The organism is Streptomyces sp. (genome assembly GCF_035644915.1).
Classification (GTDB): Bacteria; Actinomycetota; Actinomycetes; order Streptomycetales; family Streptomycetaceae; genus Streptomyces.
This window is the reverse complement of sequence record NZ_DASQNP010000210.1, coordinates 14,645-28,839: the sequence shown is the minus strand read 5'-3', so window position 1 is coordinate 28,839 and position 14,195 is coordinate 14,645. Positions and strand designations below refer to the sequence as shown.

Below are 14,195 nucleotides of genomic sequence, written 5' to 3'. Positions count from 1 at the left end.
CGCCGTGCGCGGCACCGCCGCGGGCTGTCCGCCCTGGGCGCGGAACTGCGCCGGGAGGCCGACCGCCTCCTCGAACGCCTCCGCCGTACGGCCTGACGGCGGCGCGCCCGGGTCAGTGCGGCAGTTCGCCGTCCAGGTACTCCCGCACCGGGCCGGACAGGGTGTGGGGCACGCGCCGCGGAAGCTCACCGCGGGTGAGCCATGCGACGTCGGCGACCTCCCGGGGAGCCGCGGCGAACGCCTCGCCGGCGACCACCTCGCAGGCGGTGTACACCACGCGTCGGCCGGTCTGCGGGTGGACGCGCTCCCCCAGCGGCCTCACCGCCTTCACCACCAGCCCGGTCTCCTCCAGCGTCTCCCGCACCGCCGCGCGCTCGGGGGACTCGCCCGGTTCGATGCCGCCCGCGGGGAACTGCCACACCAGGTCCGCCTCCGGGACGCGGCGGCGGATCATCAGCACCCGCCCGTTCCGGACGACGACGGCGGCGGAGATCCCCGGCCGGTCCGCGGCGGCCCCTCCGGTCCCGTGTCCTCCTCCGTCACGGGGTCCGCCGCCGTGCGCGGCGGACGTCACCCGGCGGTGTCCGAGGCGGCGTGGAGGGTTTCGACGGCGCGCACCAGGGGGGCGAGTTCGGGCTGGGCGGCGGCCCGGTCGAGGGCCTCGCGCAGCGCACGCTCGTTGGTCGGCCGGGCGCGGGCCAGCAGTTCCAGGCCGGCCTCGCTGACGTCGGTGTAGATGCCGCGCCGGTCGGTCGGGCACAGGTAGCGCGTGAGCAGCCCGCGCTCCTCCAGCCGGGTGACCAGGCGGGTGGTGGCGCTCTGGCTGAGGACGACGGCGTCGGCGACCTGCTTCATCTGCAGGTGCCCCCCGGGGCCCTGGTGCTGGCGGCTGAGGACGTCGAGCAGGGAGTACTCACGGACGCTGAGGCCGTGCTCGGCCTGGAGGGCCCGTTCGATGTGGGCCTCGATCCTGCCGTGGAGCAGGGAGAGGGCGCACCAGCCCTGGGCGAGGCCGGTGGGCGCGGTGTCCGTGGCGGTCATGGCGGTCCCCTCCTGTGGAGCAGTGCGCGGCTGCGGAATCCAGGATAGGGCAGCACCGAAATATCCAGCGTTTGCAATTAACCCGCGCATGCAACTATTGTGCTTGCGCGTAACCCGCTAAAGCAACGATCTTGGGAAGGCAATCCCCTCTCATGCCTCTCGCACTCCTGGCCCTCGCCATCGGGGCCTTCGGGATCGGAACCACCGAGTTCGTGATCATGGGCCTCCTCCCCGAGGTCGCCGCCGAGTACCAGGTCTCGATCCCGGCCGCCGGCTACCTGGTCACCGGCTACGCGCTCGGCGTGGTGTTCGGCGCCCCGCTGATGACCGTCCTGGGCACCAGGGTCTCCCGCAAGCGCATGCTGATGCTGCTGATGGGGTTGTTCGTCGTGGGCAACCTGCTCTCCGCGCTCGCCCCGGTCTTCGGGGTGATGCTGGCCGGGCGCATCATCGCCTCGCTCGCCCACGGCGCGTTCTTCGGCATCGGCTCGGTGGTCGCCGCCGACCTGGTGGCCCCGGAGAAGAAGGCCGGCGCGATCGCGATGATGTTCACCGGCCTGACCGTCGCCAACGTCGTCGGCGTTCCGCTGGGCACCTTCGTCGGGCAGGGCCTGGGCTGGCGCGTGACCTTCCTGGCCGTCGCCGCGCTCGGCGTCCTCGGCCTGGCCGGCGTCGCCGCCCTGGTGCCCGAGCAGCCCAGGCCCGAAGGCGTGCGGCTCCGCCACGAACTGGCCGCCTTCCGCAACGTCCAGGTGCTGCTGGCCATGGCGATGACCGTGCTCGGCTTCGGCGGGGTCTTCGCAGCGATCACCTACATCGCGCCGATGATGACCGAGGCCGCCGGATACGCGGAGTCCTCCGTCACCTGGCTGCTCGTCCTCTTCGGCCTCGGCATGGTCGGCGGCAACCTGGTCGGCGGCCGGTACGCCGACCGCGCGCTGATGCCCATGCTGTACGTGTCGCTGGGGGCCCTGGCCGTCGTCCTGGCCCTGTTCACCCTCACCGCGCACCACAAGGCCGCGGCCGCCGTCACCATCGCCCTGGTCGGTGCCCTGGGCTTCGCGACCGTGCCGCCGCTGCAGAAGCGCGTCCTGGACCAGGCCGCCGCCGCGCCCACGCTCGCCTCCGCGGTCAACATCGGTGCCTTCAACCTGGGCAACGCCCTGTCCGCCTGGCTCGGCGGCCTGGTCATCGCGGCCGGTTTCGGCCACACCTCCCCCAACTGGGTCGGTGCCCTGCTCGCCGGGAGCGCCCTCGGCCTGGCCTTCCTCTCGGCCTTCCTGGAACGGCGCGACCCGGCCCGTCCCGGGCGGGCGGCGACCGGCGCCGCCCCCAAGGACACCCCCGAGGACGCCGAGGTCCTGAGCGTCTCCCGCTGAGCCCCGGCCGGTCCGGCCCCTCCCCCGCGACGCGTGTGCCCCGCCCCCCGGCCAAGGGGGCGGGGCACACGCCGTGTCCGTCTCAGCGGCGCGGGGTGAGCGCCGTGACCGCCTCCTTCCCGGTCAGGGGGCGCAGCGTGAGCGTGTAGTCGTACGGCCGGTCGGCCTCCACCTGGTACTCCTCGCGCACCGGGTTGGGCGTGTCGCCGACGCCGGTGACCGCGTGGTCGGCGTGGAGGGTGTGCCAGCCGTCGTTGCGCTTCAGGAAGTGCGGATAGGCGGCGCGGTCCAGGTCGTCGTACGCCGTCGCCGCCACCTCCAGGTCACCGGAGACCAGCAGTCCGCCGGTGCGGCCGTCGGTGAGGGCGGCCCAGCGGACGTCGTCGTGGTTGCCGTGGTCCTGCGGCTTGAGGTACTCCACGTACTGGTCCGCCACGGAGGTGGACCACACGCCCATGGGCGTGCCGTCCTTGCGGTCGTTCACGTTCTCCACCGGTCCGCGCCCGTACCAGTGGAAGGTGTCGTACCGCTGGGGCACCCGCAACTTCAGCCCGACGCGCGGCAGGTAGGGCAGCGCACGGAACCCGCCGCGCGCCTCGACCCGGTGCCGGACGCGGACGGTGCCGGAGCCGTCCACCCGGTAGGCCACGGTCTGGGCGAAGGACGCGCCGGTCACGTCGGGCGCGGCGGCGGTGGAGCGGACGGTGACGGTCACCGCGCCGTCGTCGCCGCGGGCCACGTCCACGCCGTCCACGGTGGTGCGCAGCCGGTCCAGGCCGAGTTCCTGCCACCGCTTGCCCTCGGCGGTGCCCCAGTCCCAGCGCTCGTTGCTGATGGGGGCCCGCCAGACGTCCAGCTCGGGCCCGGACCTCAGCAGCTCTCGGCCGCCGGCCCGCATCGAGGTGAGCGTGCCCCGCCGCTTGTCGAAGGTGTAGCGGAACCCGTCGCCCGTCACCTCGACCCTCCCGTCCCGCTCCACGGCGGTCGCACCGCCGCGGGCGTCGGGGACGGGGACGGGCTCGGGCACCCTGTCGCCGCCCACCGGGAACTGGCCGAAGGACACGGTGTGCCCGGCCCCCGCCCAGTTGGTGTCGCGCGCGGTGACGGCCCGCACCGTCAGGTGGCGCTCGTGTCCGCCGGGGTTGGCGGGCGGGGCGGGCAGGGCGATCTCGGCGGTCGCGCCGGGCGCGAGGTCCAGCGGGCGGGTGCCGCTCGCGACGGTCCTGGTCCCCTCGGTCACCTCCCAGCGCAGTTCCAGGTCCGAGGTGTCGGTGAAGAGGCGCTCGCTGGTGACCCTCACCCGGCCGGAGCGGGCGTCGGCGTCGGTGATCCTGATGGGCGCCAGGACCCAGGCGAGCTGGGCGGTCTCGGGCTGCGGCACGCGGTCGGCGGAGACCAGGCCGTCGACCCCCGACTCGTACAGGCCGTAGGAGAGGTAGTCGCCCTTGCGGGTGAAGCGGTCGAAGTCCAGGGCGATGACGGCGTCGCGCCGGGGGTCCTCCCCCGCCGCGAGCGCCGCGGGGGCCAGGGCCCGGTCGTAGACGCGGACCTTGTCGACGGTGCCCTTGGCGGTGCGCCCGGCGTAGCCGTCCTCCATGGTGTCGGTGTTGCGGCCGATGCCGAGGTCGTAGCCGGTGTGGTCGATGCGGCCGGTCCAGGGGGTCTCGGCGAGCTGTCTGCCGTCCGCGTACAGGCGCAGCGCGCCGCCGTCGTACGTGCCGGTGACCCGGTGCCAGGCTCCCGCCCAGCCGTCGGGGACGGGCGCGGTGACGGTGCGCGGCCCGCCCCCGCTGGTGATCGTGAACTCCAGGGTGCGCTCGTCCTTCATGCGCAGCACGTACTGCTCCCCCTTGGAGACGATCGTGAAGTCGCCGGTCCACGGCTCGGCGGGCCGGACGCGGGCGTCGAGGGTGACGGCCGTGCCGGTGAGGTCGAGCCTGCGGTCGCGGTAGACCTCCACGAAGTCGTCCAGGCCGGACAGGTACAGGGCCTTGCCGCCCCCGTGACCGGCCACGACCCGCGGTTTGCCGGAGAGGGAGGCGGCGATGCCGTTGCCAGAGGTGTCGGGGGTGAACACCAGCGGCCGGCGGATGTTCTGCTCGGCCCAGTCCCAGATGAAGCCGCCCTGGGCGCGGGGATGGGTGCGCACGACCTCCCAGAACTCGCGGAAGTTCCCGAGGCTGTTGCCCATCGCGTGCGCGTACTCGCCCATCACGATCGGCTTGGTGAAGGTCCTCGCCTTCTGCGCCAGCGAGGCCGGGGTGGGGTAGCGGGGACCGGCGACGTCGGCGAAGGGCGCGTCGCCGTCGGGCCAGTTGGACTGGTGGTACAGCGGCCGGGTGGGCTCGTTCTCCCGCGTCCACTCCGCCATCGCGTAGTGGGCCCTGCCGAGCCCGGCTTCGTTGCCGGTGTCCCACATGATCACGCTGGGGTGGTTCTTGTCGCGCTCGACCACGCCCCGGTGGCGGTCGAGGAACGCCTCCTGCCACTCGGGCCGCTCGGCCAGGCAGTCCTCCGGGCACCGCTCGTGGCTGTGGGTCTCGACCTCCATCTCGTCGACGATCAGCATGCCCTCGCGGTCGGCGAGGTCGTACAGGTACGGGTCCGACGGGTAGTGCGAGGTGCGGATCGCGTTGACGTTCAGCCGCTTCATCAGCCGGATGTCCTGCTCCATGCGGGCGCGGGTGATGTGCCGCCCGGTGTCGGGGTCGGTCTCGGCCCGGTTGACACCCCTGATCAGGACGCGCTTCCCGTTCAGCTTCAGTTGCCCGTCGCCGACCTCGACCTCGCGGAAGCCGACCTTCAGACGGGTGGCCTGCACGGTCCTCCCGTCGGGGCCGTGCAGGCGCAGCGCCAGCGTGTACAGGTGCGGTGCCTCGTCCGACCAGAGGGCGGGGTCGGCGACCTCGCCCGTCAGGACCGCGCGGTCGCCGGTCACCGCGGCGGTCAGCCGCCGCACCTGGTGTCCGCGCGGGTCGTACAGCACGCCGGTGACGCGGTGGGGCCCGCGGGAGCCGCCCTCGGCGCGGACCACGTCCACCTCGGCGCGCAGCGTCGCGTCACGGTGGTCGGCGGCGAGGTCGGTGGTGACGTAGGCGTCCTCCATCCGCGTCTTCGGCGTGGAGTACAGGGTGACGGAGCGGAAGATGCCCGCGTAGCGCCACTGGTCGTAGTCCTCCAGGTACGAGCCGGCGCTCCAGCGGTGCACCTGGACGGCGACGCGGTTGCGGCCCGGGCGCAGGTGCTCGGTCACGTCGAACTCGGCGGGCACGTAGCCGCCCTGGTCGTAGCCGACGTAGTGGCCGTTGACCCACAGGAACCAGCCGGAGGTCACCCCGTCGAAGCGGAGCACCTGCCGCTGCCCGGCCCAGTCCTCGGGCACGTGCACGTCCCGCAGGTAGACACCGGTGGGGTTGACGTCGCGCGGCACCTTCGGCGGATCGTCGGGGACGATCTCGCTCTGCACGTTGCGGAAGACCGGGTGGTCGAGGTCGTCGGTCTGCCAGGTGTGCGGGACCTCCACCCGCCGCCAGCCGTCGGCGGTGTAGTCCTCCTTCCAGAAGCCCTCGGGCACCTCCTCGGGACGGTCGACGACGGTGAACCGCCACGTCCCGTCGAGACTGCGCAGCCGCTCCCCGTCGTCCGGCCGCAGGAAGGCGTGCGGGGGCTCCTGGCCCTCGCCGGTCATCCGCGGGTCCTCCAGGTAGGTGTGCACGTCCGCGGGCGGACCGCCCGCGTCCGGTGCCTCGCCGGGGGCCGCCGGGGCGCTCAGCCCCGTGACGGTGGCCATCGCCAGCGCCGCGACGAGAAGCCTTCCGCCGCCCCGTCGTAAGCCGCCGTGCCGTGTACTCACTCCGATCACCTCACAGGTTCGGAAGGAAATGAACACGACTGAACGCCTTCGCACGCTATTCAGGCGTTGATGGGGCGTCAACCACGCCCCGGAGCCCGCGGCGCGGCCTGCGCGTAATGACCCACGGATGTGTTTGCCGCGCCCTCGTGACGGATCCACACTGAACGGAGAGACACCGCGAAGTCGCCTCCCCGGGAGGAGGCCCCATGGCTTTCACCGGCAGGGACAAGGACGGGGACGTGGCGGGTGGAGGCAGTGCGCTGTGGTCCGCGCAGCTCGGCGCCCACATCGCCAAACTCCAGTCCGACCTCAACAGGATCAAGGCGCGCGGCTACCGGAACGCGGCCGACGAGGAAGTCGCGCACAAGGCGGAGCAGCACCTCAAGGCGGCGCGCGACATCCTCGAGCAGAAGCTCTGGCCACCGTCGGCCCTGCGATCCCGGCTCTTCGGCGGTCTTCCCTACGCGGCCCTGTCCAACGTGCACGAGGCCGAGGTGGAGATCCTGCAACTGACCCCCGAGGAGGAGGCGGGCCGGTACTTCGAGAAGGTCCTCGTCCAGGCCCGCCTGCACCTGAAGCCCGACGATCCGCGACTGGTGCGGCTGGTGGAGGAGGCCCGCCGCCGGGCGGCCGACCGGACGGGCGGGACCGGTTCCCTCACCCCGCACATGAAGCAGCTCGCGGTCGACGCGCTGCACGCGGCGTACGAGGCCGAGGACAGCGAGAAGGCCAGGGTCCGCGACTTCGTGAAGATGGTCCGGCGGTACACCGTGATCCTGATCTCGCTCACGGCCCTGCTGCTGTTCCTGTTCGGCCTCGATGCCGCGGGGAGCGACGGCGGCCTGACCGGCCTGTTCTGCTTCACCCCGTACGGGCAGGACGTCTGCCCCACCGGCGACTCGGCCAGCTTCTTCGACGTCCTGCTCATATGCCTCTTCGGACTGCTGGGCGCCGCCCTGACCGGCGTCGCCTCGCTGCGCGACATGCGCAGCACGGCCCAGCCCTACCACATCTCCTGGTGGCTGCTGCTCCTGAAGCTGCCGGTGGGAGCCATCGCCGCCGTCGTGGGCATCATCCTCATCCGCGCCGATGTGATCCCCGGACTCACCGACCTCGACTCCGCGGCCCAGATCCTCTTCTGGGCGTTGGTCTTCGGCGCCCTGCAGGAGAGCATCACCCGCGCGGTGGACGAGCAGGGCAGGTACATCATCAGCAACGTGAGGTCTCCCGAGCGCGGCCTGACGGACCCTCCGCGGTCGCGGGACCCCCTCACCCTCAGGCCCGAGGACCAGGCCGCCAGGCCCGGGCAGGGACCCGCCGCCGGCGCCGCCGAGACGCAGGTGAAGGCCCTCGGGGAGTCCGGGAGGGCGAGCGCTTCGCGGAGGCCGCGGAGGCGGCTGTTCGGTTCGCCCGCCAGGCGCGTCTGAGCGCACGCCCCCGCGGGGCCGGCGTACGGGGGTGTCAGGGCGCCGGGTGCCGGCCGTCCCGCGCACGCGTCCCGCGGCGGGCCGCCGCTCCCCGCGGGAGGCGACCCGCACGTACCCGGGCCGACCCGGGTGGTCGGGGCCATGCCCCGGTCCGGGCCGTGGACCCCGGTTCGGACCGGGCTCAGATCGTGAAGGGCCGTTGCCGGATGAAGCGGCTGCCGGGCCGGCCGGTCACGAAGAAGTTCGGGCTCTGGGTCGGCGGCATCCTCGTGAGGATCTCGCGGTGGAACGCCTTGTACCCACCCGTGAACTTGCCGCCGTTCCACACCTCCAGGAGCATTCCGGTGAACAGGCCGTTGCGCAGTCCGTCGGCCGCCAGTTGGTTGTCCTGGCACGCGGAGATGAGCAGGGCGGTCGCCCCGAGATCCCGGGCGTCCTTGGCGTTCAGCTCGTGCTGGATGGTGTCGAAGAGTTCCCTGTCCCGCTCGTAGGCCTCGGCCTGCCGGTCCAGGGGCATGAGCCTGGACGTCGTCTCGACCTGGTCGGGATCGCTCGTCTGGAACTGCTCCTCCATGGCCTCCGGGGTGAGGATCTCCCGCACCCGGATACCGCTGCCGCTGTGGCAGCAGTCGAGGCAGACGAAGATCCGGACTCCTTCGGCGAAGCCGTCGAACTCCTTGTACAGCTCGTCGTCGATGTACTCCCGGTCGTAGAGGACCAGGGTCTCGTCGAGGCGGTCCGGCTCGTCCTCGGGCCCGTTGGTGTCGGGTACCTGGCCGCCGTGACCGGAATAGGTGAGGAACAGGATGTCCCCCGCCGCGAGTACCCTGGCCGCCTTGCGCAGCTCGGCGGTGACGTTGTCGACCGTCGCGTCCGCGGTGAGGAGCACGGTGCGGTCCTCGACCTTGGCTTCCCTCGCCAGTTGCTCCATGTCGCGGGCGTCGTTCTCGCAGGCGATGAGCTTGCCGTCCCAGCCGCCGTACTTCGCGGGATCCACCCTGTTGATCCCTATGTGCAGGGACATGCCGTGTGCCATGGGGTTTCTCCTTCCCTGCGGGCGGAAACGCTGTCCCGCGGGCAAACCCTCTGATGACCAGCCTAGTCGCTCGTGTATGTGAAGAATCAACAACATCCGGCCAGGCGAGCGACCTTGAGGACCGCCCCGGTGTGCGGGCAAGGGCGGCGCGGTACGTGAAGGCCCATGGCCACTCCTCCCGATCCTCCCGGGCCCGTCGGCGAGACCGCGACCCATGAGTCCCTGGAGAACCGCGCGGGGTACGACGCGGACTTCCTCGGGCCGACCGTACCGCTGCCGCTTCCCACCGACCCGGACGTCGAGACGGTCGTCCTGCCGTACACGCACTTCAGTGTGGTGTTCCGCCCCGACCGGCGCCTGGCCGCGGCGACGGCCGTGATGATCGACGGCGGCAAGCGGGTCGACGTGCCGCGCGGTGGTGACTGGCGGTTCGACCCCCGCCTGCCCGAGAGCGGGCAGGCGGGCCACCCGGTCTACGCCGACAACCCGCTGGACAAGGGGCACCTCGTCCGCCGCCTCGACCCGGTGTGGGGCACCCGGGACGAGGCGGCCACGGCCGACAGCGACACGTTCCACTACACGAACGCGGCCCCGCAGATGAATCTCTTCAACCAGGGCAGGCGGCTGTGGCTGGGGCTGGAGGACTTCCTGCTCGGTCACGCCGAGCGGTTCGACCGCAGGCTGACGGTGTTCACCGGTCCGGTCCTCGCCGACTCCGATCCGCCGTACCGCGGCATCGGGGTGCCGCTGCGCTTCTGGAAGGTCGCCGCGTTCGTGCAGGACGGGGAACTGGCGTCGACCGCGTACGTACTTGGACCAGAGTCCCGACCTCTCCCGGGAGGCGGCCGCCCGGGCGCTGGAGGAGGCGGCGAGGGCCGGGGACCCGCCGCCGCTCGGCGCCTTCCGCACCTTCCAGGTGCCCGTCGCCGACGTCGCCGGGCTCACGGGCCTCGACCTGGGGCCGCTCCCGGACGCCGACCGGCTGCCCGCCGACCGCCGCGCCGCCGGGCGCTGGACCCTCCTGGAGTCCTACGACGACATCGCCGTGCGGGAACGGCCGTAGACCGTAGAGGGGACGGCCGTGGAGGGGACGGCACCGCGCCACCGGGCCGGGCCGCCGCCGTCGGGATCTTCCTGGCGGCGAGCGGCCCGGTGACGCCCTGTACGCGTCAGGCCGGCTTCCTGATCGCGGAGATGTCGAAGGTGAGCCTGATCCTGTCGGAGACGAGGACTCCCCCGGTCTCCAGGGCGGCGTTCCAGGTCAGGCCGAAGTCGGAGCGGAGCAGTTCGCCCCGGCCCTCGAAACCGACGCGCTCGTTGCCGAACGGGTCCGTGGCGGCGCCGTTGAATTCCAGGTCGATGGTGACCGGCCTGGTGGTGCCCCGGATGGTGAGGTCGCCGGTGATCCGGTAGCGGTCGCCGCCCAGGGCCTCGGCCGCGGTGGAGCGGAACGTCATCGTCGGGTGGTTCTCGACGTCGAAGAAGTCCGCGCTCCTCAGGTGGGCGTCGCGGTCCGCGGAACCGGTGTCGATGCTCGCCATCTCGATGTCGAGCGAGGCGGTGGACTTCGACGGGTCCGAGCCGTCCAGGTGCAGGGCGCCCTCGAAGCGGAGGAAGGCGCCCTTGACGTTGGTGACCATGGCGTGGCGGGCGGTGAAGCCGAGGGTGGTGTGCGCCGGATCGATGGTGTAGTCGCCGGTCAGGGCGACCGGTTCCGGGTTGGCGGCGGACGCGGCCGGGGTGGTGGACGTGGTGGTGCTCTTGTGGCCGAACAGACCCATGACGGACTCCCTGGAGACGTGCCGCGGCCTTCCGCCGAAGCAGGTGAACTCCCGACAGAAGAGACCGTAGACCCATTTCGTTTAAGATTCAACATTCCCTCCGGATGAGCACCGCAGCCCCTGTGCCGCCGCCCCCGTCCGCTTCGGTGATCGCACGGCGCGGGCGCCGCGGCGGCACCGGGGGCACCCCCGGCGCCAGGCGGGGGTAGTCGGTGTACCCCTCGCCGCCGTGGGTGTACAGGTGGGCGGTGTCGATCGCGTTGAGGGGTGCGTTCCGGGCGAACCTCTCGGGAAGATCGGGATTGGCCAGGAAGGCCCTGCCGTAGGAGACCAGGTCGGCGGCTCCGGAGGCGAGGACGGCCTCACCGTCCTCCTTCGTGGTGGGATCGCCGTTCTCGCCGACATTGGCGATGAGCGTCCCGTGCCAGCGGGGGCGGAGATCGGCCAGGGCCGGGTAGCGGTCGTTGTCGGTGAGGTGCAGGTACGCCAGCCCGAGGCCGTCCAGCGCCTCGACCAGGGCCCGGTAGACCGGTCCGGGGTCCGCCTCCACCATGCCGCCCTGCGGATTGCCCGGCGAGAGCCGCAGTCCGGTGCGCTCCGCCCCGACGGCGCGCGCGACCGCGGTGACGACCTCCACGGGGAAGCGGATGCGGTCCTCCGTCGTGCGGGGCCCGTACTCGTCGTCCCGGAGGTTGGTGTTGTCCGCCAGGAACTGGTGGATCAGATAGCTGTTGGCGCCGTGCAGTTCGACCCCGTCGAATCCCGCGGCGACGGCGTTGCGGGCCGCCGTCACGTGGTCCGCGACGGCCTGCCGGATGTCGTCGCGGGTCATCGCGCGCGGCACGACGGGATCCGCCTTGCCGCCGTCGCGGACGTGCACGGGGCCCGGCACCGGCACCGGGGAGGGGCCGGCCGGTACGTCCGCGGCCAGGCGGGACAGCGGATGCCCGTGCCGCCCGCCGTGCATCAACTGGGCGAAGACCCGTCCGCCCGCCCGGTGCACGGCCCCGGTCACGGCCCGCCACCCGCGGACGTGCTCCGGCGTCTCCAGCCCCGGCATCCGCCAGCCCGCCTGGCCGCGGCGGCTGGGCCAGATTCCCTCGGTGACGATGAGGCCCGCGCCCGCCCGTTGCGCGTAGTACTCGGCGACGACCGGCAGGGGCGTGCCGTCCTCGGCGGCGCGGAAGCGCGTCATCGGGGCCATCACCATGCGGTTGGGGAGGCTCAGGGAGCCGAGCGACCAGGGCGTCAGCAGAGGTGAGTCCGTCATGCCGTTACGGTAGAAGTTGACATCGGTGTCAGATTCAAGTCGTGAGTCGGCATGCGAGGTGGGGATGCGAATCGGAGAGCTGGCCCGCCGTACCGGGGTGAGCGAGCGGTCGCTGCGCTACTACGAGGAACAGGGGCTGCTGACGGCCGGGCGCACCCCCGGCGGCCACCGCGACTATTCCGACAGCGCGGTGGACCGGGTCATCCGCATCCAGGAGCTCTTCGCGGCGGGGCTGTGCAGCGCGAAGATCGCGCAGTTGCTCCCCTGCTTGCGGGACGCGGACGGCGGCCCGTCCGAGATCGCCACCCCGCGGCTGGTCGCCGAACTCACCGCGGAGCGGGACCGCATCAACCGCGCGATCGACGAACTGGTCCGGTCCCGCGACGTCCTGGACGAGGTGATCGACGCGGCGTCGGGCTGCTGACGCACCACGCCCTCGAAGAGCACGGTGCGGCCGGTCTCCACCGGGGTGCCGCCCGGGACGGCGACCGGGTCGGTGCGGGCGGTGGTCCGGCGGGTCAGGCGCCGGGCGGGGAGGGGCGCGATCGCCGCAGCTCCGCCACGTAGGCGGCCCGGTCCTCGGGACGGGCGTCCAGGGCGATCTCGTCGCTGCGCAGGAGGGCGTCGAGGACGTCGGCCAGGCGCTCGGGCAGCAGTCCCAGCAGCGGGAGCAGCACACGCAGCCGACCGGGTACGTACACGGTGGTGCGCGGCCTCTCCAGCAGCCGCTCGACGCGGGCGGCGACCGCCTCGGGTGCCAGTGCGCGGAAGCCGGGCTGGGCGCGCAGCCCGTGGCCGGCCGGGGTGTCGGTGAGGTAGGGCAGGACCGCGCTGATCCGCACGCCGGTGCCGCGGAGTTCGCGGCGCAGCGCCCGGCCCATGGCGGTGACGGCCGCCTTGGTGCCGCTGTACACGGCCAGCCCCGGGAGGGGTTTGGCGGCGGTGGCGCTGGCCACCGTGATGACGTGCCCGCCGCCCTGGCGCACCATCACCGGCAGTACGGCCTGCATGCCGTTCACCACACCGAGCACGTTGACCTCCACCATCCTGCGCAGGAGGGCGGGGTCCTGGTCGGTCAGGCGCCCGTCGTAGAGGACCCCGGCGTTGTTCACCAGCAGGTCCAGACGGCCGCACTCCTCCACGACCTCGGCGGCCAGCCGGTGCAGGGCTTGGGGCTCGGTCACGTCGACCCCGCGGGCGCGGCACCCGGCGCCCACGGACTCCGCGGTCCGCCCGGCGGCCTCGGCGTCCAGGTCCACGGCGTAGACCTGGACACCCCTGTCGGCCAGTCGCTCGACGACCGCGCGCCCGATCCCCCGCCCGGCTCCGGTGACCACGGCGACCTGCGTCCGCCACGTCGTACGCCCCATCCGACAAGCCCTTCCCCGGTGAAAGTCCCGGTGTCGCCCGCCGGATGGCCACCGCCCGGCACGACGCACCATACTCCCGGAAGGACGCCGGACGGCAGCCGCGGAGACGTCCGCGGCCTTCCCCGTCAGGCCGGGACCGGCGCGAAGAGCCTCATCACCCGGGACGTGAACGCCGACCCGACCGTGTGCCGGGTCCACCGGCATGCCGCCGGAGCGGCGTGGAGGGGGAGTTCCGGGAGGAGCTGCCCGGCAGGATCGCCGTTGGGCCGGCCGACTTCACGGATGCCTCAGCAGGCCTCACTCGGTCCCTTCGCGTCGAACGCCTGGGCGACGGCAAGGCTGTCTTCGTAGATGTGGTGCCGGGTGACAAGGCCGTCTTCGACGGTGAGGTGCAAGGCGAACCGAGCGCGATAGGCACGCCCGGTGGAGCGGGCGGTCTGACGGATCTCACCGAGCACGACCGCGTCGTCGCCGTCGACGAGGATGCGCTCGATCTCGGTCGCCGCCTGCCCGGGCACATGGTGCTCGGCGAGTTCGCGGTAGTGGGCGGCGGCATCGGCGCGGGTGGAACGGTGACAGATCCATGGGGTGGCGGCCCGACCGTGCTCGGTCTCCGGCCAGTCCAGCTTCCAGTCGCTCCGCTCGGCGTACATCTCGGCGATGCGCTCGGGGTCGCCTTCACCGATCCGACGCAACAGCTCCTCCACGACAGTGCGGGTGGTCACGGGTACGGCTGTGGACACGACTCATCACTCCGATCCGAAGCCCGCGTCCGACTGACGCGGCGAGACCGGCATCCTGGCAGGCGCCGACGGATCGGCGCCATTACCTCCCGGGTAACGGCACGGGACATCAAGATCCGCTTTTGCGGCGGGTCCCGGTCTCCGACCGGTCGGCGTACCAACGGCCGGCAGGCGGCCTCCGGCGAGGCGTCCGGCGCCGGTGTCGCCGCAGCGCCCCGTTCCCGGACCGACCAGGAGGAACCGGGACGGGCTCCGGTGACGCGCCGGCCCCCGTGAGCGCCCGTACGGTCCCGGT

General features: G+C 72.7%; 12 protein-coding genes and 1 pseudogene. 5 read left to right on the top strand and 8 right to left on the bottom strand.

The window, feature by feature from the left end; translation table 11 throughout:
* Positions 1-112: 112 nt before the first annotated feature.
* Positions 113-493, bottom strand: coding sequence for an NUDIX hydrolase (locus VE546_RS23490; protein WP_324925588.1), 381 nt, complete (start codon positions 491-493; stop codon positions 113-115).
* A 77-nt stretch (positions 494-570) separates the two neighbouring features.
* Entirely contained in the window at positions 571-1,041 is a 471-nt protein-coding gene (locus tag VE546_RS23485; RefSeq protein WP_324925586.1) for a MarR family winged helix-turn-helix transcriptional regulator, read from the bottom strand.
* A gap of 152 nt (positions 1,042-1,193) precedes the next feature.
* Here VE546_RS23485 and VE546_RS23480 point away from each other — a divergent pair, with 152 nt between their 5' ends.
* Positions 1,194-2,420, top strand: a complete 1,227-nt coding sequence (locus tag VE546_RS23480; protein ID WP_324925584.1) for an MFS transporter — start codon at positions 1,194-1,196, stop codon at positions 2,418-2,420.
* An 82-nt stretch (positions 2,421-2,502) separates the two neighbouring features.
* Here VE546_RS23480 and VE546_RS23475 read toward each other — a convergent pair whose 3' ends face one another.
* Complete coding sequence (locus VE546_RS23475; RefSeq protein ID WP_324925581.1) at positions 2,503-6,210, bottom strand: glycoside hydrolase family 2 TIM barrel-domain containing protein; 3,708 nt, start codon at positions 6,208-6,210, stop codon at positions 2,503-2,505.
* 269 nt (positions 6,211-6,479) lie between these two features.
* Here VE546_RS23475 and VE546_RS23470 point away from each other — a divergent pair, with 269 nt between their 5' ends.
* On the top strand, positions 6,480-7,700 hold the full coding sequence (locus VE546_RS23470; RefSeq protein ID WP_324925579.1) for a hypothetical protein: 1,221 nt from the start codon (positions 6,480-6,482) through the stop codon (positions 7,698-7,700).
* A gap of 181 nt (positions 7,701-7,881) precedes the next feature.
* Here VE546_RS23470 and VE546_RS23465 read toward each other — a convergent pair whose 3' ends face one another.
* On the bottom strand, positions 7,882-8,736 hold the full coding sequence (locus tag VE546_RS23465) for a caspase family protein (RefSeq protein ID WP_324925577.1): 855 nt from the start codon (positions 8,734-8,736) through the stop codon (positions 7,882-7,884).
* A gap of 165 nt (positions 8,737-8,901) precedes the next feature.
* Between VE546_RS23465 and VE546_RS23460 the strand changes: the two are divergent.
* Positions 8,902-9,489 (top strand): annotated as a pseudogene (locus VE546_RS23460) (DNA/RNA non-specific endonuclease); the annotation flags it as partial.
* A 58-nt stretch (positions 9,490-9,547) separates the two neighbouring features.
* Positions 9,548-9,799 (top strand): hypothetical protein, encoded by a 252-nt coding sequence (locus VE546_RS23455; protein WP_324925590.1) that lies wholly within the window; start codon positions 9,548-9,550, stop codon positions 9,797-9,799.
* A 106-nt stretch (positions 9,800-9,905) separates the two neighbouring features.
* On the opposite strand, the gene VE546_RS23450 is transcribed toward VE546_RS23455, so the two are convergent.
* Together VE546_RS23450 and VE546_RS23445 are read right to left on the bottom strand one after the other, a co-directional pair.
* Complete coding sequence (locus VE546_RS23450) at positions 9,906-10,517, bottom strand: YceI family protein (RefSeq protein ID WP_324925575.1); 612 nt, start codon at positions 10,515-10,517, stop codon at positions 9,906-9,908.
* An 88-nt stretch (positions 10,518-10,605) separates the two neighbouring features.
* The gene (locus VE546_RS23445) at positions 10,606-11,787 is read right to left on the bottom strand and encodes an alkene reductase (RefSeq protein WP_324925573.1); all 1,182 of its coding nucleotides are present in this window, start codon (positions 11,785-11,787) and stop codon (positions 10,606-10,608) included.
* Positions 11,788-11,851: 64 nt separating this feature from the next.
* Here VE546_RS23445 and VE546_RS23440 point away from each other — a divergent pair, with 64 nt between their 5' ends.
* The gene (locus VE546_RS23440; RefSeq protein WP_324925571.1) at positions 11,852-12,211 is read left to right on the top strand and encodes a MerR family transcriptional regulator; all 360 of its coding nucleotides are present in this window, start codon (positions 11,852-11,854) and stop codon (positions 12,209-12,211) included.
* 94 nt (positions 12,212-12,305) lie between these two features.
* On the opposite strand, the gene VE546_RS23435 is transcribed toward VE546_RS23440, so the two are convergent.
* Positions 12,306-13,157: an SDR family NAD(P)-dependent oxidoreductase gene (locus VE546_RS23435; RefSeq protein WP_324925569.1), complete on the bottom strand. Its 852-nt coding sequence runs from the start codon at positions 13,155-13,157 to the stop codon at positions 12,306-12,308.
* Positions 13,158-13,444: 287 nt separating this feature from the next.
* Entirely contained in the window at positions 13,445-13,900 is a 456-nt protein-coding gene (locus VE546_RS23430) for a nuclear transport factor 2 family protein (RefSeq protein WP_324925567.1), read from the bottom strand.
* Positions 13,901-14,195: the final 295 nt, after the last annotated feature.

What these genes read in the sequence shown, in the direction of transcription:
- VE546_RS23485 (WP_324925586.1), bottom strand. Translation starts at nt 1,041, where the DNA reads ATGACCGCCACGGACACCGCGCCCACCGGCCTCGCCCAGGGCTGGTGC.
- VE546_RS23480 (WP_324925584.1), top strand. Translation starts at nt 1,194, where the DNA reads ATGCCTCTCGCACTCCTGGCCCTCGCCATCGGGGCCTTCGGGATCGGA.
- VE546_RS23475 (WP_324925581.1), bottom strand. Translation starts at nt 6,210, where the DNA reads ATGGCCACCGTCACGGGGCTGAGCGCCCCGGCGGCCCCCGGCGAGGCA.
- VE546_RS23470 (WP_324925579.1), top strand. Translation starts at nt 6,480, where the DNA reads ATGGCTTTCACCGGCAGGGACAAGGACGGGGACGTGGCGGGTGGAGGC.
- VE546_RS23465 (WP_324925577.1), bottom strand. Translation starts at nt 8,736, where the DNA reads ATGGCACACGGCATGTCCCTGCACATAGGGATCAACAGGGTGGATCCC.
- VE546_RS23450 (WP_324925575.1), bottom strand. Translation starts at nt 10,517, where the DNA reads ATGGGTCTGTTCGGCCACAAGAGCACCACCACGTCCACCACCCCGGCC.
- VE546_RS23445 (WP_324925573.1), bottom strand. Translation starts at nt 11,787, where the DNA reads ATGACGGACTCACCTCTGCTGACGCCCTGGTCGCTCGGCTCCCTGAGC.
- VE546_RS23440 (WP_324925571.1), top strand. Translation starts at nt 11,852, where the DNA reads ATGCGAATCGGAGAGCTGGCCCGCCGTACCGGGGTGAGCGAGCGGTCG.
- VE546_RS23435 (WP_324925569.1), bottom strand. Translation starts at nt 13,157, where the DNA reads ATGGGGCGTACGACGTGGCGGACGCAGGTCGCCGTGGTCACCGGAGCC.